At 68.1% G+C, this 19,071-nt stretch carries 19 protein-coding genes; 11 read left to right on the top strand and 8 right to left on the bottom strand.

Annotation, left to right across the window (positions count from 1 at the left end; translation table 11 throughout):
- Positions 1-52 precede the first annotated feature (52 nt).
- The 6 genes from G6N46_RS02575 (at position 53) to G6N46_RS02550 (ending at position 5,354) form a co-directional block, all read left to right on the top strand.
- Positions 53-508 (top strand): hypothetical protein, encoded by a 456-nt coding sequence (locus G6N46_RS02575; protein ID WP_060999815.1) that lies wholly within the window; start codon positions 53-55, stop codon positions 506-508.
- Between the two features lie 162 nt (positions 509-670).
- Entirely contained in the window at positions 671-1,570 is a 900-nt protein-coding gene (locus tag G6N46_RS02570; RefSeq protein WP_133427547.1) for a metal-dependent hydrolase, read from the top strand.
- A gap of 41 nt (positions 1,571-1,611) precedes the next feature.
- A complete protein-coding gene (locus G6N46_RS02565) occupies positions 1,612-2,673 on the top strand; it encodes a PDR/VanB family oxidoreductase (RefSeq protein WP_133427572.1) in 1,062 nt (353 codons plus the stop codon).
- A 34-nt stretch (positions 2,674-2,707) separates the two neighbouring features.
- Positions 2,708-4,021 (top strand): serine/threonine-protein kinase, encoded by a 1,314-nt coding sequence (locus G6N46_RS02560; protein ID WP_167526390.1) that lies wholly within the window; start codon positions 2,708-2,710, stop codon positions 4,019-4,021.
- Positions 4,021-4,908: an LLM class F420-dependent oxidoreductase gene (locus tag G6N46_RS02555; RefSeq protein WP_138249425.1), complete on the top strand. Its 888-nt coding sequence runs from the start codon at positions 4,021-4,023 to the stop codon at positions 4,906-4,908. Before G6N46_RS02560 ends, G6N46_RS02555 begins: the two co-directional genes overlap by 1 nt.
- Positions 4,899-5,354: a nuclear transport factor 2 family protein gene (locus tag G6N46_RS02550; RefSeq protein ID WP_138249426.1), complete on the top strand. Its 456-nt coding sequence runs from the start codon at positions 4,899-4,901 to the stop codon at positions 5,352-5,354. The genes G6N46_RS02555 and G6N46_RS02550 overlap by 10 nt, the downstream gene beginning before the upstream one ends.
- A gap of 8 nt (positions 5,355-5,362) precedes the next feature.
- Here the strand turns inward: G6N46_RS02550 and G6N46_RS02545 are convergent, their stop codons facing one another.
- Positions 5,363-6,121: a class I SAM-dependent methyltransferase gene (locus G6N46_RS02545; protein WP_138249572.1), complete on the bottom strand. Its 759-nt coding sequence runs from the start codon at positions 6,119-6,121 to the stop codon at positions 5,363-5,365.
- A 94-nt stretch (positions 6,122-6,215) separates the two neighbouring features.
- Here G6N46_RS02545 and G6N46_RS02540 point away from each other — a divergent pair, with 94 nt between their 5' ends.
- Both G6N46_RS02540 and G6N46_RS02535 read left to right on the top strand, forming a co-directional pair.
- Positions 6,216-7,010: an LmeA family phospholipid-binding protein gene (locus G6N46_RS02540; protein WP_234880672.1), complete on the top strand. Its 795-nt coding sequence runs from the start codon at positions 6,216-6,218 to the stop codon at positions 7,008-7,010.
- A 45-nt stretch (positions 7,011-7,055) separates the two neighbouring features.
- Positions 7,056-7,853: an SGNH/GDSL hydrolase family protein gene (locus G6N46_RS02535; RefSeq protein ID WP_138249428.1), complete on the top strand. Its 798-nt coding sequence runs from the start codon at positions 7,056-7,058 to the stop codon at positions 7,851-7,853.
- Here the strand turns inward: G6N46_RS02535 and G6N46_RS02530 are convergent.
- The 3 genes from G6N46_RS02530 to G6N46_RS02520 are packed head-to-tail and all read right to left on the bottom strand — an operon-like array spanning position 7,836 to position 9,689.
- Positions 7,836-8,210, bottom strand: a complete 375-nt coding sequence (locus G6N46_RS02530) for a DUF732 domain-containing protein (protein ID WP_138249429.1) — start codon at positions 8,208-8,210, stop codon at positions 7,836-7,838. The two genes, G6N46_RS02535 and G6N46_RS02530, sit on opposite strands and share 18 nt — an antisense overlap.
- A gap of 51 nt (positions 8,211-8,261) precedes the next feature.
- Entirely contained in the window at positions 8,262-8,825 is a 564-nt protein-coding gene (locus G6N46_RS02525; RefSeq protein WP_138249430.1) for a hypothetical protein, read from the bottom strand.
- A gap of 51 nt (positions 8,826-8,876) precedes the next feature.
- Entirely contained in the window at positions 8,877-9,689 is an 813-nt protein-coding gene (locus tag G6N46_RS02520; protein ID WP_138249431.1) for a nuclear transport factor 2 family protein, read from the bottom strand.
- 84 nt (positions 9,690-9,773) lie between these two features.
- Here G6N46_RS02520 and G6N46_RS02515 point away from each other — a divergent pair, with 84 nt between their 5' ends.
- A complete protein-coding gene (locus tag G6N46_RS02515; RefSeq protein ID WP_138249573.1) occupies positions 9,774-10,181 on the top strand; it encodes an Rv0313 family protein in 408 nt (135 codons plus the stop codon).
- A 94-nt stretch (positions 10,182-10,275) separates the two neighbouring features.
- Complete coding sequence (locus G6N46_RS02510; protein WP_138249432.1) at positions 10,276-10,698, top strand: hypothetical protein; 423 nt, start codon at positions 10,276-10,278, stop codon at positions 10,696-10,698.
- Positions 10,699-11,024: 326 nt separating this feature from the next.
- Here G6N46_RS02510 and G6N46_RS02505 read toward each other — a convergent pair whose 3' ends face one another.
- Positions 11,025-12,428 carry an HNH endonuclease signature motif containing protein gene (locus G6N46_RS02505; protein ID WP_163692561.1) on the bottom strand — a complete coding sequence of 468 codons (1,404 nt, stop codon included), beginning with the start codon at positions 12,426-12,428 and terminating at the stop codon, positions 11,025-11,027.
- Positions 12,429-12,594: 166 nt separating this feature from the next.
- Entirely contained in the window at positions 12,595-13,056 is a 462-nt protein-coding gene (locus tag G6N46_RS02500) for an SRPBCC family protein (RefSeq protein ID WP_138249433.1), read from the bottom strand.
- Positions 13,057-13,407: 351 nt separating this feature from the next.
- Between G6N46_RS02500 and G6N46_RS02495 the strand changes: the two genes are divergently transcribed.
- Entirely contained in the window at positions 13,408-13,977 is a 570-nt protein-coding gene (locus G6N46_RS02495; protein ID WP_138249434.1) for an NlpC/P60 family protein, read from the top strand.
- A 65-nt stretch (positions 13,978-14,042) separates the two neighbouring features.
- Here G6N46_RS02495 and G6N46_RS02490 read toward each other — a convergent pair whose 3' ends face one another.
- Both G6N46_RS02490 and G6N46_RS02485 read right to left on the bottom strand, forming a co-directional pair.
- Positions 14,043-16,418: an ATP-binding cassette domain-containing protein gene (locus G6N46_RS02490; protein WP_138249435.1), complete on the bottom strand. Its 2,376-nt coding sequence runs from the start codon at positions 16,416-16,418 to the stop codon at positions 14,043-14,045.
- Between the two features lie 150 nt (positions 16,419-16,568).
- On the bottom strand, positions 16,569-19,007 hold the full coding sequence (locus G6N46_RS02485) for a Tex family protein (protein WP_163692560.1): 2,439 nt from the start codon (positions 19,005-19,007) through the stop codon (positions 16,569-16,571).
- Positions 19,008-19,071: the final 64 nt, after the last annotated feature.

Below are 19,071 nucleotides of genomic sequence, written 5' to 3'. Positions count from 1 at the left end.
AGTTTCTCCGCCCCGCCATCTGCGCTATCTTCGCTGTACTCGAGGAGGTCAGGTGAAGAAGCTGAAGATGCTGACGGCAGGTGCCGTGGCAGCAGGTGCGGTGGCGGTGGGTGCCACCGCGATGTTCGGCTCGTCGGTGGCCGCGTCGGATCCCGGCGGTTCGAACTCCATGAATGTGGTCGGCGAGTCCTATGCGCGCGCCGTCTCGATTCTCAAGAGCCAGGGCGTCAGGGCCACGTTCGGCGGCTCGGTCGGCAGCGATGTGCCGCAGGCGCAGTGCATCGTCGATCAGGAGAAGATGGGCAGCCACGGCCGCGTCATCCTCATGCTGAACTGCACCACCAAGGCCGTCGAGAACGCCTCCGCCGGCGCGCCCGCGGCCGGTGGCGGTGCCCCCGCAGGGGCGCCCGGTGCTCCGAAGGGCCCGAACGTCGGCGCCAACGGCGTGACGACGGTGCAGGCGACGCCTGTCGGCCCGCAGCCGGGCATGTCCATCCCCGGTATGTAACTCTTTGCCGAAACGGCATTCCAGCAGGTCGACACACTGTTTTTGCCTGCTGGGATGCCGTTTCGTCGTCTCGCGGCAAAACCCAGTACCGCCGTTCCCACATAAAACGCTTACACTGAATCCACTTGCAACGATGCTTGAGGATCCGGAGGTAGCTTTTCCATGCTGCAACCACAGCGTTTCGCTCACGAGGTCGACCCGGGTCCGGTGCAGATCCAGGCCCGCAACGTGGCTTTCGAGACCGCGGACAAGCCGATGTCCTGGATTCCCGGCCACCCCGTCGCCTCGCACGTGGTGAATCTGTTGAACATCCTGCTTCCGGCCGGCGAACGCTGGTTCATCGAGACCTTCAACGAGGCGCTGCCGCTCATCAAGGATCCGAAGCTCGCCGACGACGTGCGCGGCTTCATCGGCCAAGAGGCCATGCACGCCGAGGCGCACGACACCGTCATGAACGACTACCTGGTGAACAGCGGCATGAATGTCACGCCGCTGCTCGATCAAGTCGAGTTCGTGTTCGAGGAAATTCTCGCTCCGGCCAAGACCGACGACCCGCGCCGCAAGATGAACAACCTCATCGAGCGGCTGTGGTTCATCGCGGCTGTCGAGCACTACACCGCCGTGCTCGGTGACTTCGTCCTCAACTGCACGTGGGACGACCACGACGCCGACCCCGTCATGGTGGACCTGTTCCGCTGGCACGGCGCCGAGGAAGTCGAGCACCGCTCGGTGGCCCACGAGGTTGCCATGTACTTCCGGAACAGCTACTTCGACCGCATCCGCGCCATGAGCGTCGTCGCGATCCTGATGTACGTGTTCTTCCAGCGCGGCATGCGGTTCCTGGTCAAGAGCGACCCGCAGCTCAAGCTCGGCTGGTGGAAGTCGCAGCGCCTGCGGATGCGCGACTCCAAGCTGGGCCTGCTGCCGAAGTACCGGAACCTGCTGCTCACCCAGACGCTGGTGTACTTCAAGCCGAACTACACCCCTGAAGAAATGGGCTCGACCGCGCAGGCCGTGGCGTATCTGGCCGCCTCGCCCGCCGCCCGCGCCGCACACCTGTGAAGACGCGCCGCGTCCGGTCACGTCTGGCGCCGCCCAGCGTGATGGGTCTGCTCCGGCACGACGCCCTGATCACCCTGGCCGACGCCGTGGTCACCAGCACGTTCTGGGTGTCGACGCGCCTGCGCAAGCCGCCGGTCCCAGCCGTCGTCGAACGCACCATCGCGCTGAAGATCGCCGACCGTCAGGTGGTCGCGCACGATCAAGACGTGGTGGCGTTGACGTTCGTCAGCGCCGACGGGTCGGAGCTGCCCCGCTGGCACCCGGGTTCGCACCTGGACATCCACCTGCCCAGCGGTCTGGTCCGCCAGTACTCGCTGTGCGGCGACCCGGATGAGCAGGGCGCGTACCGAATTGCCGTGCGGCGCATACCCGATGGCGGCGGTGGCTCCATCGAGGCACACCAGCTCAGCGTCGGCGACGTGATCACGACCAACGGTCCGCGCAACGCCTTCCCGCTGGCGGTCCCGGGTTTCGGCTCGCCGACCCGCACGCTCCGGTTCATCGCCGGTGGCATCGGTATCACGCCGATCCTGCCGATGTTGGCGCGCGCCGAGCAGTTCGGCATCGACTGGTCGATGCTCTACGTCGGCCGCAGCCGCGACAGCCTGCCCTTCCTGGAGGAGCTGACGCGGTTCGGCGACCGGGTGCAGATCCGCACCGACGACGTCGACGGGCTGCCAACGGCCGACGACCTGCTGGGCGACTGCCGGCCGGGCACCTCGGTGTACACGTGTGGGCCGGCGCCGATGCTCAATGCCATCCGGGCCCGGCTCGTCGGGGCCGACGACATCGAACTGCACTTCGAGCGCTTTGCCGCGCCGCCGGTGACCGATGGCCACGAGTTCAAGGTCGAGATCGCCTCGACGGGGCAAACCGTCGCCGTCGCGGCCGACGAAACCTTGCTTACCGCGCTGATCAAAGCCGGTGTGCACGCCCCGTATTCGTGCCGGCAGGGCTTCTGCGGCACGTGCCGGGTGAAGGTGCTCGCCGGTGCGGTCGACCACCGCGACGGCCTGTTGACCGAGACCGAACGCGACGCCGGACAGGCACTGATCTGCGTGTCGCGCGCCCAGGGCGACGGCCCGCTGACGCTGGACCTTTAAGTGAGGCCTGCCGGCACCGGTTTACGATGCCTCAATGCCAATGGCCGAGGGGACCGATTTCGCCGGGTACACCATCGTCCGGTGCCTGGGTTCGGGCGGAATGGGCGAGGTCTACGTCGCCCAGCACCCGCGACTTCCCCGGCAGGACGCGCTCAAGGTCCTGCGGCCCGAGACGTCGACCAATCAGGAGTTCCGCGAGAGGTTCCTGCGCGAAGCGGATCTGACCGCCGCGTTGTCGCATCCGAACATCGTCGGGGTGTATGACCGCGGCGAGTTCGACGGCCAATTGTGGATCTCGATGGAGTACGTGGATGGCACCGATGTCAGCCGGCTGCTCCGGAGCGCCGGCGGCGTATCCGACGATCAGGCGGTCGCGATCATCAGCGCCGTCGCCGATGCGCTCGACTACGCGCACCAGCACGACCTGCTGCACCGCGACGTCAAGCCGGCCAACATCCTGATCAGCGACACCGATCCGGCGAGCCGGCGAATCAAGTTGGCGGACTTCGGCATTGCGCGGTGCGCCAACGATTCCGTGGGGCTGACGGCGACGAACATGACCGTCGGCACCGTTTTCTACGCCGCTCCCGAGCAACTGACGGGCAGCGTCATCGACGGTCGCGCCGACCAATATGCGCTGGCGGCCACGGCATTTCAGCTCTTCACCGGCGCGCCGCCGTTCGAGAACTCGAATGCCGCGGTGATCATCGGCAAGCACCTCAGCGCTCCCCCGCCTTCGCTCTCACAGCGCCGGCCTGATCTCACCGCCCTGGACCCGGTGCTGGCCAAGGCACTCGCCAAGGATCCCAGGGACCGGTTCGACAAATGCGCCGATTTCGCCCGCGCCCTTCAGCACGGGTTGGGCGCTGCGGGCGCGGATGCCACCATCTTGGCGCCCGCAACGTCCGACCAGACGCAGGTCCTGCACGCCGACAAGTCCACCCGGTCGCGCCGCTCGCTCGTGCTGCCCGTCGTGCTGACGGTGCTGTTGATCGCCGCACTCGTCTTCGCGGCCATCGAGTTCACCCGCGCCAAGGACGAACAGCCGGCAGCGCCCCGTCCCGCGGCGACGACCACCACGGCTCCTCCGGTGACCACCACGGCGACCGTGCCGTCGCCCACCGAGGCGCCCACCGAGTCTCCGGCCGCACCCACCGAGGAGACGGTCACCAGCACCGTCACGGTCGAGACCACCACCGCCCCGTCGACGGCGACCCCGACCGCCCCGACCACCACGGAAGCGCCTGCGCCGGAACAGGAAACGCCGATCCGCGAGTGCATGCAGCAGACCGGCATGACGCGACTGCAGTGCTGGGAAGAGATTCGTCGCAGCGAGCGGAGACGCTGATGTCACCCAAGTTCGCTGTGGTCGCACCGGTCGCGGCCGGCGTCACCGCCGATCCGGTCTGGATGACGCAGTTCGCCCGCCACCTGGAGAGCTGCGGCTTCGAATCCATTGTGGCCGTGGAACATACGGTGCTGCTGACCGAGTACTCGAGTGTGTATCCGTACGACGCCTCGGGGCGGGTGGACATTCCCGCCGACTGCGCGGTCCCGGATCCACTGGAGCTGCTGACGTTCCTGGCCGGGCAGACCAGCACACTGGGTCTGGCGACCGGCGTGCTGGTGCTGCCCAACCACCACCCGGTGGTGCTGGCCAAGCGGGTCGCCACGCTGAATGCGTTGTCCGGCGGGCGGATTCGCCTGGCCGTCGGCATGGGCTGGCTGCGCGAGGAGGTCGAGGCGTGCGGGGCGCCGTTCGACGACCGCGGCCGGCGGTCCGACGAGCAGATCGACGTGCTGCGGCTGCTGTGGTCGGACCAGCCCGACGGCGCCACCCACTCCGGTGAGTTCTTCCAATTCGCCCATGCCGCTTGCTATCCCAAGCCGGTTTCCCCGATACCGATCCACATCGGCGGGCACAGCCGGGCCGCGGCCCGCCGGGCCGGCCGGCGCGGCGACGGTTTGCAGCCCCTCGGCGTCGCCGGTGCGGAACTGTCGGGGCTGATCGCGCTGATGCGGGAATCGGCCGAGCGGGCCGGCCGCGACCCCGACGCCCTCGAACTCTCCCTCGGACACCTGGTGCCCAAGGTCGACGCCGACCGGGCGGGCCGGCTCGCGGAGCTCGGCGCCGACCGCATCGTGCTGGCCATGCCCCCCGTCACCGACATCGACGAGGCCAAGGACATGCTGTCGGCCTGCGCCGAACGCCTCGGACTCACACCATGCCACTGACGGTCGCCGACCGGCTGGCACTGACGGACCTGGTGCACCGCTACGCCGCGGCCGTCGACGACCGCCGGTTCGACGACGTCGTCGAACTCTTCACCAGCACAGCGGAATTGGTCCTCCCGGACCCGCCCCGATCGCTGGACCCGGTTCGGTACGAGCAGGGGCACGACGGGGTGCGCACCGCGATGGCCGCCCTGTCCGGCGTCGCCCGCACCCAGCACGAGATCGTCGGCGAGGTATACACCGACGCCGCGGACCACGCGCGGGGCCGCATCACGTGCGTCGCCCACCACTGGACCCGGGACGCCGACTCCGGCGGTACCGATCTGGTGTGGCACCTGCGGTACGACGACGAGTACGCGCCCAGCGGCGACGGCTGGCGCATCCGTCGCCGCGCCCTGACCATCAACGCCATCGAGACGCGGCCCATCCGCCGGATCCGGGACTAGCCGGCGGGCTACGTCGGCTGCGCCAGGATCAGCAGTGTGTCGCCGCCAACCTGAACCCCGCCGTCGCCGATCACGGCGGCCAGCCCGGCCCGCAGCTCGGTAGCCCGGTCGGCGGGCAGCACCAGGTGGTTGGAGTAGGTGAACACCAGGTCCAGCCACTGCTCGCGGCTGTACTGCTCACCGCGGGCGTAGGTCAGCTGCCGTACCGTGAATCCGGCGGCCGCCAGGTCGGCCACCACGTCGTCGCTGTCCATGCCCGAGCCGGTCCCGCCGGTGGGCGTCGCGGTTACCAAAGGCGAAGTGGCATCGAGGAAGTCGCGATACACCTCGGCGAAGTCGGCACGGGACGGCTCGACCGGGAACAGCCGGTTCCACGCCAGCGCCAGCCGCCCGCCCGCGGCGAGCAACCGGCGGATCTTCGGCAGTGCCGCGGCCGGGTCGACCCAGTGGAACGACTGGGCGAACAGGACCACGTCGAAGGTCCGGCCCGCGTCGTCCCAGTCCTCGAAGGTGGCCACCTCGACCGTCACGCCGTGCTCGGCGGCGATCTCGGCCATCCTCGGATCCGGTTCCAGCGCAACCAGTTCCGCCCCATGGGCGATCAGTTGGCGCGACGCGATCCCGGTCCCGGCGCCGACGTCGAGCACCCGGACCGAACCCGTCCCGACCAGCTCGTCGAGCATGGCCTCCGGGTAGCGGGGCCGGTGTCGGTCATAGGACCGGGCGGCCCCACCGAAGGAATCAGCTCGGTCGCGCTGCCGGTACAGCTCATCAGACTCAGCCACGACTCGACGCTACCGGGAGCCCGTTCCCCGGGCGCCGAGTGGTGCCCGGGCGGCAGATCCAGGCATGCTGGAGCCCATGACGCGTCCGCCGCGCCGGTGGGACCCGCTCCGACCGCTCGATCTGTTCACCTCGGTGGTGTCGACCGCCGCGGTGCTGCCGGTGAGCACCGGGGCGGCCGCCGCCTACCGGACGGCGTTGCTGACGGTGCGGCCGCTCGTGATCGGGCGCCGGATCACCGTCCGCCTGGCCACCAGCGACCTGGCCCTCACCGTGGCCGAGTTCGATTCCCGGTGGGATGCCGGCATCTTCGCCGTCGGCCACATCGGCACCGTCAACATCACCGCACACAAGGTGAAATGGGCTGGCACCGTGCTCAATTCGATCTCGGCGAAGCTGAACAACCTGCACATCCGGCCCTCGGTGCCACCGATGCTGGCCGCCGCACCCGTCGAGCTGACGGTGGAAGTCCCGTCCGACTCGCTCGACGAGCTGATCCAGGCCGCCGAACCGCGCATCAGCACCGAAATCGGCGAGGACGGCATCGCCCGAATCCGGTTGTCACGCTTCCGCTCCGGGGTCGTCGAGGTCGATCCCCAACTCCACGGCAACACGCTGTGGCTCAAGCCCCGCGGCCTGACGCTGGGCTCCGCCCGGGTGCCCGTGCCGGGGCTCGCCCCGGCGTACCCGGTGCGGCTGCCCGAGCTGCCGTACGGCATGACCCTGACCTCGGTGGAGGTCGGTCCGGGTGTGGTGCGGGTCGGGGCGACGCTGCCGGAGTGGCGGCTCGACCTGCCACGAGCTGTCCTGGACGAGGTGATCAACCAACTCAGCGTGGTGGGCCGTCCGCTCGACGTGATCTGGCCGGGCTGATCCGCTGCGCTGAAGTTCTGCCGATCCTTCATTACAGTCACGGTCGTGACCATCGGCTACTCCCGATACGTCGCGCTCGGCGACAGCCAGACCGAGGGCCTGTTGGACGGCGATGACAACACCGGGATTCACGGTTTCGCCGACCGCCTGGCGTGGCGACTCAACGCATTACAACCCGGACTCCACTACGCGAACCTCGCGGTGCGGGGCCGCCGCATCAGTGACGTGCTGGACCGGCAGCTGCCGCTGGCCCGGAACATGAATCCCGACCTGATCACCAGCTGCATCGGGATGAACGACGTCACGCGGCCGGTACGCAGCTTCGACAAGGCGCTGGAGGACATGCGGCGCGTGCACACCGAGCTCGCCGCCACCGGCGCGACCGTCGTCACGACGACATTCCCTGATATCGCCCGCATCCTGCCGGTCGGTCGGGTGCTGAGCGGCCGGTTGCGCCGGATCAACGAGGTGATCCGGACCGACTCGGCCCACTTCGGCTTTCGGCTGGTCGACCTGTCTGCGGCCACTTCGATGCTGGACCCCGCGACCTGGGCCGTCGACCGGGTGCACGGCTCCCCGCACGGTCATCAGCTGTTCGCCGACGCCGCCGCCGAGGCGCTGGGTCTGCCGGGCAGCGATCACCGCTGGGCAGAGGTCGAGGGTGAACTCGTGCTGCCGCGGTTACGCGAGCGGATGTACTCGCAGCTGATGTGGGCTCAGAACATGCTGATGCCCTGGGTGTGGCGGCATACGTTGGGCAGTTCCCGGGGCAAGGGGCTCGAGCCGAAGCGCCCGGTCATGGCGCCGCTCGACGCCAGCCCCGCGTTATCCGAGGCCGAGTAGCCCGAGCGGCAGCGGCGATTCGCCGCGTCCGAGCGCACCGACGACCCCAGGGCAGAACGACGAGATCGCGAAGCCGGTGAACATCGTGGCCGGGCCCAGCGACATGCCGGACGTGTCGGCGACCTTGGCCGCGGCGTCGGCCAGGGTCTGGCCGGGCTGAGCGAGCATCGGGCACACCGACTGGCCCAGGGCGACCGGATCAGAGCCGCTCGGCAGCATCATGTCGGCGTTGCTGAGCGCGTTGTTGAAGGCGTCGACACCCGCATCGGCGCTTGCCGAACCGGCCGTGACCAGGCTGCCCACGATTCCGACGGTGGTAGCTGCGATGACGATGGCGGTACCGATTGTGCTCTTCATGATCCCTGCATCATAAGGGAAGCAGGTTGCCGATACCGCCTCGCGGCCGTCTCAGACCCCGGTCCAGGCGCTCGCGATCCGGGTTCCGATGTCGATGACCTTGGCATCTGCGCCGTTGATCTCGCCTGCCACGTGGTGGGCGATGAATCGCCGAATCTCGCCGTCGACGTTGGCGACGATACGCAGCAACTCGGCCCGGATCGACGACGACGTGACGTGAATGGCGATGTCCGACGACCGCGGCGTCTTGACGTCGATGACGAGCAGCAGCGGATGCGCCGCGCGGGCGGTGGCCGTCAGGTTGATCTCGCCGAACACCATGAACCGGGGCCGGTCAATGCGCAGGTCGAGCGTCATGTCGATTTCCAGCGGGATGCGGATGGCGAAGGTGATCTCTTCGCCGAGCGTGCGGGCCACCACGGGGTGCTTGATCTGCACGCGCGCGGTAACCTTCGCGAGCCCGCCGGGGCCCTGGGCGATGGGGCCCATGTCGAAGGCTTCGCCGGCGATGCCGCCGATCGCATCCGCGACGCGTTCCTCGCTGACAGCGACCTCGAAGAATCGTCGGCCGAATTCCTCGTAGGACATGTATTCGTGTTGGGGTTGAACTGGCATGGTGTGACTACGTTCTCATGTCGGGGGCCGAAGCCGCGGCAACTGGCAGCTTCATTCGGCGAAGAGTCGCAGGCCGCTGATACGCCGGGTACCGGGGGCCAGCTCCGCGATGACCACCCCGCGGTAGCCGTCCCGCCGAACACCGGCCAGGACGTACCGGCCGGCGGCAATCACCTTCTCGACGCGGGCGCCGGCCAGCTCCTCGACCAGTTCGGAAACACTTAACCGGTCTTCGAGGCCGCGGGTGATCTGCACGGGCTCACTGAGCCGCCGCTTGACCGCCAGCGCATCGCCGTTGGCGGCATCGGCCAGCAGCGTGCTGAGCGCGCGTTTGGCCCGCGTCCCTCCGGTGCGCAGACCGCCGAGAAAACCCACCGCGCCGCCGGGCCCCTGGTTGCGCAGCAGCGCCCCGGAGAGCCCCAGTCCGGCCGGCAGTGCCGCCGCGCCGCAGCGCATGAACTGGGCCACCATCCCGGGCAGCTCCCAAAACGCTTGCAGCCGAGATATTTTCAGCGCCGGATCAGCGCCTTCTGCCACCACGTCGTACTGCAGATAGACCGGAATGCGCAGCTGCACCTTGGTGCCCATGTGCACTTCCAGCTCCAGGTCACGTACGACGGTGTTACCGATGACGATGTCGACGTCGCGGTGGAACACGATGGTGCGCGGGCCGATGAAGGTGTCGTAGAACTGCCCGATGGCGCGGTGCCCGATGTGCGGCCGGGAGCCGACGGGGTCTTCGACACGTCCGTCGGCGCTGAACAGGCCCACCCAGGCGGCCTTGTCGTGTGCGGCGGTGGCTGCGGGCGACCGCTCGACGGTGGCCAGGAGGTCGTCGCGGGTCGGCGATTGCGGTACGGACATGGGTCCATCGTCCACCACCACCGACGGCCGCTGCGAGGGGATGGGCCGTGGCAGATGTCGCCGATGTCGCGCACACTGGTCGGTATGAGCAACAACGGCCCGTTCGGCATCGATCCCGAAGAGTTCGATCGCGTCCTTCGCGAGACGGGCGAGGGCATCCGCGGCGTGTTCGACCGCCTGGGCCGCGGCGCCGCGTGGGCCAACGTGGTGAACGACCTGACCCGGACACCGCGGCACGCCACGCAGCCGGAGACCACCGGCGAAACGGGCGACGGCGTCTGGGTGGTGTACACCGTGGCCGCGGACGGCGGTGCGCACGTCGAGGAGGTCTACCCCTCGGAGCTGGAGGCCTTGCGCGCCAACAAGAACAACACCGACCCCAGCCGCAAGGTCCGGTTCCTGCCGTACGGCATCGGGGTGAGCGTCTTGGATGCGCCCGAACAGAGCGGACCGCCCCAGGACGATCAGACGGCGCGGCACGAACCCTACTGATATTGACCTGCCGACAATATCCCCGGCGACGCGGCTGACACGCTACGCTTTGCCACATTGTCGTGTGGCAGTAGTGCGAGGGGAGATGACCAGGATGTTTCGGGTACTGACGGTGGCCGCAGCGATCGCCGGAACCGCCATCGGGCTGGCTCCGTTCGCGAGCGCCGATCCGGCACTGGGCGGCAGTGACGATCCCGGCCGCTACCCCACCGACGTCCCCGGCATGAACTACCAGGCGGTCAACGGCGCGCCGTGCGACAACCACGACATCTTCATCTTCGGCCGCGGTCCCGGCGGCGCATCGATGGCCTGCCACTGGATTCCCAACCAGTGGCCGCCGGTCGACACCGGATTCTGGGGCTACTCCTATGCAATCCAGGGCGTGAAGGACATCGGGTCTCCGTGCCCCGGCCCGCAGACCGCAGCCCAGGCTCCTGACGGTCGCCCACTGCTGTGCCTCGGCCCGCAGGGCTGGCAGCCCGGTTTCAAGACCGGTGACGGCTTCTTCCCGAGCTGACCGCCTCCGGGCCTGACCACCTCCGGGCCTGACCGGTTCGGCGCCTGACCACCGCCCGACCGGAGCGGCACCTGACCACGCCACCCGGCCTGATCACCACACCGCACACTCAGCGCTGGTGACGTGCGTCGGCTTCCTACCTCTGGCAGTAATGCGTAGCCAATTCGGCTGCAACGCAACATTTTCGCCTCTCGTGGTTGTCGTCATCCGCTGGTAGTCGGTGGCGCCGCGCAGCGTGTTGCCGCAGTCCCGCGGCTCACGCGACGGGACCGCCCGCCCCTGCCAAGACGCGCGCAGGCCCGGCGCGACCAGCTCAGCGCGCCGTATCACCTTGCGGGACTGTCACTTTCGCCGCCCTCGTCGCCACTCTCAGCCGGGTAGAGCTTCGGGTGGTGATACTGATTCGTCCTGGGTTGGCCGACGTCGAGCAGTGGTGGTGGGGTCCAGTGGGTGCGGCCGTCGGGGCCCATGGTGGTGCTCCAGCCGCCGGTGTCGACCAGGCGGTTGTCGCGGCCGCAGGCCAGGGTCATGGTGTCGACGTTGGTCAGGCCGTCATCGCGCCAGTTGGTGAGGTGGTGAGCCTGGGAGCGCGAGGCCGGGGCGGTGCAGTTCGGGCGGGTGCAGCCGTGGTCCCGGCCGAACAGTGCGAGGCGTTGGGCGGTGCTGGCCGTGCGGGCCGCCCGGCCCAGATAGAGCGGCTGGCCGGTGTGCTCATCGAACACCGCCAGGTAGTTGTCCGACCCTTGGGCCGCCATCCGGATCAAATCCCTGATCGGAAGCTTGGTGCCGGTGTGCGTGAGCGCCATCCCGGCACGCTTCTCCAGGTCGGTGACGGTGCAGTTGGCGACCACCGCGACCGGGAACCCGTTGTGCACCCCCGAGGTCCCGGTGGCGAGCATCATCCGGCCCACGAACGTGAAGGCGTCGTACTGGCGCTGCGCGAGGGTGCGGGTATCCGCATCGATCTGCTCTTGGGTCGGGGTACCCGAGTAGCAGGGGTGTGGGTCGGCGGGGTTGCACATGCCCGGGGCGGCGTACTTGTCGAACAACACCTCCCAGTAGGCCCGCCCTTCGGGGTCGAGTTGGGCGGTGACGTCGGTGCGCCCGTCGGGCCGCTGCTTACCCATGACAAACGAGCGTTTCGGGTCGGGCTCGTTGTCGTGGGGTTCGGGCCCGTCCTGATCCAGCCGGTATAACAAGTCCGCCGCGGCGCGGCGCAGGTCTTCGGGGGTTTTTACCCGAGCGTCGGCCACCAGATCCGCCTCACACTGGGCGACGGTGATCGGGTCGGCCGCCCACAGCGGCAGCTTGCCGAAGAACCAGGTGATCACCGCGACGTGCTCGGCATTGATCGCACCGTCAGCCAGGGCGGCGGCGACCAGTTCCCACACCGGACCGAGCGGCTCCCCGGTGATGGCCGAGCGCGGGCCCAAATTGTCCGTGTCGCGGACCCGGCGGCGGGCTTCCTCCCGGCTGATCCGCAACCGCACATGGAGCACCTCCGGCCAATCCTTGGCCCCGATGTCCTTGGCGGTGGCTTGGGTTTGGGCGGCGGCCAGGATCTGGTGATCGACGGCCTCGGCCGCACACTTAAGGGTTTCGCGGCGGGACTGCAACTCCAACAATGTCCGCACATCCAGGCCGGTGTAGTCCAGGGCTGCGAGCCGGGCCTGCGCAGCTTCGTAGGCGGCGTACGCCTCCTCGACGGCGGCTGGATCGGTCATTCCCATACATCGAACACTAGTTCGAAGGTACGACAAGAAATGGCCTGGAATGTGACGCTAGTTACCCACTGTGACCAGTGCAAACAAAGTGACCAAAGTTTTTCGCGTAGCCCGTGTGCGCTGCTGCCGATGCGCCGCCGGCGACACCTGAACAACCGTCATCCCAGCCCGATCAGGTCGAACCTGACTCGAAATGGTGCCGAATGGCCGCCAGCATCGCCGCGTGCGCTTTCTCCGCCTGCGCAGCAGTAAAGGCAATGAGCGGCCGCGGCGCTTCTATATGTACTGCCTCGGTGACGGCGGTCCCGGCGCCGGCGGGTGCGAACGTGACAGTGCCAACGAGCCGCACACGCGGAAATTGGCGCGCCTCGGTGTGCACGACGCCGTCGGGCGCGATCAGCACCGTGGCGCGATAGGTCACGCCCATCCTGAACGGGCCGAGTGAGATGCGGTCGCGAACCCGGTACTCCCGGCAGCGGCCCTGCGCGTCCTGCCGATCGGCCAGACAATCCACCGCCACGACGAGTGGATGGACCAGCTTCATGTTCGCCAGATCTGTATAGAAGGTGCGGACGTCGTCCGGTGCCGCCGGCACCTCTTCCCTCAGCTCGAACCGGGACCGCGACAGCCACATCGAACCACCGTAACTTGACCGTTTCAGATGGTCAGACGGTGTCGGTCGAATCGGCGGCATGACCTGCCGGAGCGCAGGCCGAAATCGGCGCCAAAACCGCGCAAACGCCGCGCAGGGGCGTTTTGGAATTAGCTGGTCACGACCTCGCAACGACCGTCACGACCTTGCATTTGCGCAAAAGCTGTGTATGGCAGTATGTTTTGTGCATTCACCTGCGAATACTCGAAATCGCCTCTGCCCCAACATGATGCGAATAAACCGGGGTGTAACGCACACCACAGGATTCGCGAAACGTGATGGCAGCCACAGTATTTTGACCGTCGCGATTTTCCGTTGCTAGCGTTCGTCGTCATGTTTGCTATTGCGACCGCATCGCTGCTGGCTTTGGTCAACCAGGTTTCGGGTACGCCGTACATCTCCGGTGGAGACACGGCACGCGGCACCGACTGCTCCGGACTGGCCTCCTGGGTGGCCAACGCGGCCACCGGCCGTCCCGTCTACGGCAACCGGTTCAACACCGGCAACGAAGAGGCCGCACTGCGGGCCCGTGGCTTCCTGCCCGGCACCGCCCCCGGCGCCCTGAACATCGGCTGGAACGGCGGCCACACGGCCGTGACGCTGCCGGACGGCACCCCGGTGTCGAGTGGTGAGGGCGGCGGCGTCCGCGTCGGTGGCGGCGGCGCCTTCCAGCGCCAGTTCACCCACCACATGCACCTGCCCATGGCGCCTGGTGAGGACATCCCCGCCGATCTGCCCCTGGACGGCCCTCTGGACGCACCGCTGGCGCCTCCGGCCGGTCCGGCCGACCTCCCGGCCCCGGAGATCATCGAAGCCGCCAATTTTGCGCCCGCCCCCGAGGCCCCGGCGCCGGCTCCCGAGGCTCCCGCTCCGGCCCCTGAGGGCCCGGAGATGCCCGTCTGACCGTTCTACGACCCCTCTGTTTCACAGTCAGGGCTGCGACCGATCACCGGCCGCAGCCCTGACTGCTATTTGACGTAGTCGGCCAGGTGCGATCCGGTCAGCGTCTTGCCGGCCGCGACCAGATCTGCCGGCGAACCCTCGAAGATCACCCGGCCGCCGTCGTGACCTGCGCCGGGACCCAGGTCGATGATCCAGTCGGCGTGCGCCATGACGGCCTGGTGATGTTCGATGACGATGACAGATTTGCCGCCATCGACCATCCGATCCAACAACGCCAGCAGCTGCTCGACATCGGCCAGGTGCAGGCCGGTGGTCGGCTCGTCCAGGATGTAGACGTCGCCCTTCTCCCCCATCTGCGCGGCGAGCTTGAGTCGTTGCCGCTCGCCGCCGGACAACGTCGTCAGTGGCTGTCCGAGGGTGAGGTAGCCAAGCCCGACGTCGACCATCCGGGCGAGGATTTTCTGGGCGGCCGGCACGTTTGCGTCACCGCCCGAGAAGAACTGCTCCGCATCGGCGACGGGCATGGCCAGCACTTCGGCGATGTTCTGCCCGCCGAGGGTGTATTCGAGCACCGACGCGCCGAACCGCCGGCCTTCGCACTCTTCGCAGCGCGACTCCACGGTGGCCATCACCCCCAGATCGGTGTAGATGACGCCGGCGCCGTTGCACGCCGGGCAGGCGCCTTCCGAATTCGAGCTGAACAGTGCGGGTTTGACGTCATTGGCCTTCGCGAACGCCTTGCGGATGTGGTCGAGCAGTCCGGTGTAGGTGGCCGGGTTGCTCCGTCGCGATCCCCGGATCGGCGCCTGATCGATGGTGACGACGCCGTCGCGCCCGGCCACCGAACCGTCGATCAGGGAGCTCTTGCCCGAGCCTGCCACGCCCGTGATCACGGCGAGCACGCCGAGCGGGATGTCCACGTCGGCGTTCTGCAGATTGTTGGTATCGGCACCGCGAATCTCCAACGCGCCGTTGGCCTCTCGCACCGAATCCTTCAGCGCCGCCCGGTCATCGAGGTGCCGGCCGGTGATGCTGCCGCTGCCGCGCAGCCCCTTCACCGTGCCTTCGTACACCACCTGGCCACCGCCCGAGCCCGCCTCGGGGCCGAGGTCGACGACGTGGTCGGCCATCGCGATCACTTCCGGCTTGTGTTCGACGACCAGTACGGTGTTTCCCTTGTCCCGCAACTGGATCAGCAGTTCGTTCATGCGGGTGATGTCGTGCGGATGCAGGCCGATGGTCGGCTCGTCGAACACGTAGGTGACGTCCGTCAGCGCCGAGCCGAGATGACGAATCATCTTGACCCGCTGCGCCTCTCCGCCGGACAGGGTCCCGGCGGGCCGCGCCAGCGACAGATAGCCCAGCCCGATTCCGACGAACGAATCGAGCGTGTGCCGCAACGTCGCCAACAGCGGCGCCACGCCGGCGCCGAGGCGCTTGTCGTCGGCCAGCACGCCGACCCAATCGGCCAGGTCGGTGATCTGCATGGCGCAAGCCTCAGCGATGTTGACGCCCTTGATCTTTGACGAGCGTGCCAGCTCCGACAGCCGGGTGCCCTCGCACTCGGGGCACGTCGTGAACGTCACCGCCCGCTCGACGAACGCCCGGATGTGCGGCTGCATCGCCTCGACGTCCTTGCTGAGGAACGACTTCTTGATCTGCGGGATCAGACCCAGATAGGTGAGGTTGACGCCGTCGACCTTGATCTTGGTCGCTTCCTTGTGCAGCAGGGCGTCGAGTTCCTTCTTGGTGAACTTCCTGATCGGCTTGTCGGGGTCGAAGAAGCCGCACCCATTGAAGATTCGGCCGTACCAGCCGTCCATGCTGAAGCCGGGAATGGTGATGGCGCCCTCGTTGATCGACTTGCTGTCGTCGTACAGCGCGGTGAGGTCGATGTCGTTGACCGCGCCGCGGCCCTCGCACCGCAGGCACATGCCGCCCACGATGTTGAAGTCACGCCGCTCCTTGACGGTGCGTCCGCCACGCTCCATGGTGACCGCGCCGGCTCCACTGATCGAGGCGACATTGAACGAAAAAGCTTGTGGTGAACCGATGTTCGGCTCGCCGATCCGGCTGAACAGGATGCGCAGCAGCGCCCCGGTATCGGTGGCGGTGCCGACCGTCGAGCGCGGGTCGGAGCCGATCCGTTCCTGGTCGACGATGATCGCGGTCGTCAGCCCCTCCAGCACGTCGACGTCGGGGCGGGCCTGCGACGGCATGAAGCCCTGGACGAACGCGCTGTAGGTCTCGTTGATCAGCCGTTGCGATTCGGCGGCGATGGTGTCGAACACCAGCGAACTCTTGCCGGAGCCGGACACGCCGGTGAACACGGTCAGGCGCCGCTTGGGGATCTCGACGCTGATGTCCTTGAGGTTGTTCTCCCGGGCACCGACTACGCGGATGAGGTCATGGCTGTCAGCGGCGTGCGTTCTGCTGGGCATGTCCACACGCTAATCGGGCGCCGATCGCCGTCGCTTCTCGATTCCTGATCTCTTCTCGCCGAACTGGGGGCACCTCCCGCTTGCGGGGGAACGCAAAACTGTCGAAAAGCGGTGGCAAACGACAGTTTTACGGCTGTTCGCGGGAGTTGCCTACTTACCGAAACCCGCCTTGCGCAGCGCGTCGGCCATCGAACCCGACGGCGCCGACTCGCGGCGGCCACCGCCGTTGCCACGCTGCGGATTACGGCCACGGTCCTGGTTCTGGCCGCGGTTCTGGCCGCCACCGTTGCCACCGCGGTTGCCGCCGTCGCGTCCGCGCGGTTGACCGCCGTCGCGGCGGGGCGCGGTGCCCGGCTCGGGCCGCTTGCCGTCGCGGGCGCGCTGCGGATCGTCGTTCAACCGCAGGCTGAGCCCGATGCGCTGCCGCTCGACGTCGACCTCGAGCACCTTGACCTTGACGACCTGACCGGACTTGACCACCTCGTGCGGGTCGGAGACGAAGCGGTCGGCCATCGCCGACACGTGCACCAGACCGTCCTGGTGCACGCCGACGTCCACGAACGCGCCGAAGGCGGCCACATTCGTCACCACGCCTTCCAGCACCATGCCGACCTTGAGGTCGGACACCTTCTCGACGCCGGCCGCGAAGGTCGCGGTGGAGAACGCGGGACGCGGGTCGCGGCCCGGCTTCTCCAGTTCGCCCAGGATGTCGGTCACGGTGGGGATACCGAATCGTTCGTCGGCGAAGTCGCCCGGCTTGAGCGCCCGCAGCTTGCGTTCGTCACCGATCAGTTCGGCGAGGGTGACGCCGGCGCGGTCGAGGATTCGCCGCACCACCGGGTAGGCCTCGGGATGCACGCCCGAGGCGTCCAGCGGGTCGTCGCCTTCGCGGATGCGCAGGAAGCCGGCGCACTGCTCAAAGGCCTTGGGGCCCAGGCGCGGAACGTCGAGCAGGCCGGCACGGCTGCGGAACGGTCCGGTCTTGTCGCGGTGCGACACGATCGATTCGGCGAGCGATTCGGTCACGCCGGAGACCTTGGCCAGTAGGGGCACCGAGGCCGTGTTGAGGTCGACGCCGACGGCGTTCACGGCGTCCTCGACCACCGCGTCGAGGCTGCGGGCCAGAGTTCCGGGCGTCACGTCGTGCTGGTACTGCCCGACACCGATGGACTTCGGCTCGATCTTGACCAGTTCGGCGAGCGGGTCCTGCAGGCGCCGGGCGATCGAGACCGCGCCGCGCAGCGTGACGTCGAGCTCGGGCAGCTCGTGGGCGGCGTAGGCCGACGCCGAGTACACCGAGGCGCCCGCCTCGCTGACCATGGCCTTGGTCGGCAGCCGCTTGGGGCCGGACGCTCCCGCGGCCTTGAGGTCAGCGATGAGTTCGGTTGCCAGTGCGTCGGTTTCGCGGGATGCAGTGCCGTTGCCGATGGCGATCAGTTCGACGTTGTGCCGCGCGACGAGGGCGGCCAGTGTTGCCTTGGCGTCGTTCCACTTGTTCTGGGGCTGATGCGGGTAGATGGCGCAGGTATCGACGACCTTGCCGGTGCCGTCCACCACCGCGACCTTCACGCCGGTGCGGAAACCGGGGTCGAGCCCGAGGGTGGCGCGCGTCCCAGCGGGTGCGGCAAGCAGCAGATCCTTGAGGTTCTTGGCGAACACCGCGACGGCGTCCTCCTCGGCGCGCTGCCGCAGCCGGATCCGGGCGTCGACGGCGGCCGAGAACATCAGCTTGGTGCGCCAGGCCCAGCCGACCGTGGCGGTCAGCCACGGTGTGGCGGCACCGCCGGCGCTCATGTCCACACCGAGCGACTGCGCGATCATGGCCTGGTACAGCGTCTCGTCGCCACCGTCGAAGTTCAGCGACAGTGCTTCTTCCTTCTCGCCGCGCAGCACCGCCAGCACGCGGTGGGACGGCATGTCCTCCAGCGGCTCGGAGTACTCGAAGTAGTCGCGGAACTTCTGCGCAGCAGGGCTTTTCGCCGCTTCCTCCGACCACGGCTTGGTGGTCAGGGTGCCGTCGGACCAGAACTTCTCGCGCACCGCGCCCACCAGTTCGGCGTCCTCCGAGACCCGCTCCACCAGGATGTGGCGCGCCCCGTCGAGTGCGGCGGCGACGTCGGCCACCTCCTCACCCAGGAACTCTGCGGCCACGTCATCCGGGTTCAGCGTCGGGTCGGCGAGCAGCCGGTCCGCCAGGGGCTCCAGACCGGCCTCACGGGCGATCTGGGCCTTGGTGCGACGCTTGGGCTTGTACGGCAGGTAGATGTCTTCGACCCGCGACTTCGTCTCGGCGGCCAGCAGCGCCGCCTTGAGGTCGTCGGTCAGCTTGCCCTGTTCTTCGATCGACGCGAGCACGGCGTCGCGGCGCTGATCCAGTTCGCGCAGGTACCGGAGCCGCTCCTCCAGCGTGCGGAGCTGGCCGTCGTCCAGGCTGCCGGTGACTTCCTTGCGGTACCGCGCGATGAACGGCACGGTCGCGCCTTCGTCCAGCAGCCGTACCGCGGCGTCGACCTGACCTTCGGCGACGGCCAACTCTTCGGCCAGGCGGGCGTTCACGGACTTGACGACAGACTTGACGCTCAAATTCACGGGCTGGACCCTACCCAATGCTGCCGACAGCCGTCGGCAGCGGCGAGTAAGTTTGCGCTATGCC

The organism is Mycolicibacterium phocaicum (assembly GCF_010731115.1).
Taxonomy (GTDB): Bacteria; Actinomycetota; Actinomycetes; order Mycobacteriales; family Mycobacteriaceae; genus Mycobacterium; species Mycobacterium phocaicum.
The sequence above is the reverse complement of the archived record's forward strand: the minus strand, read 5'-3'. Positions and strand labels throughout refer to the sequence as shown.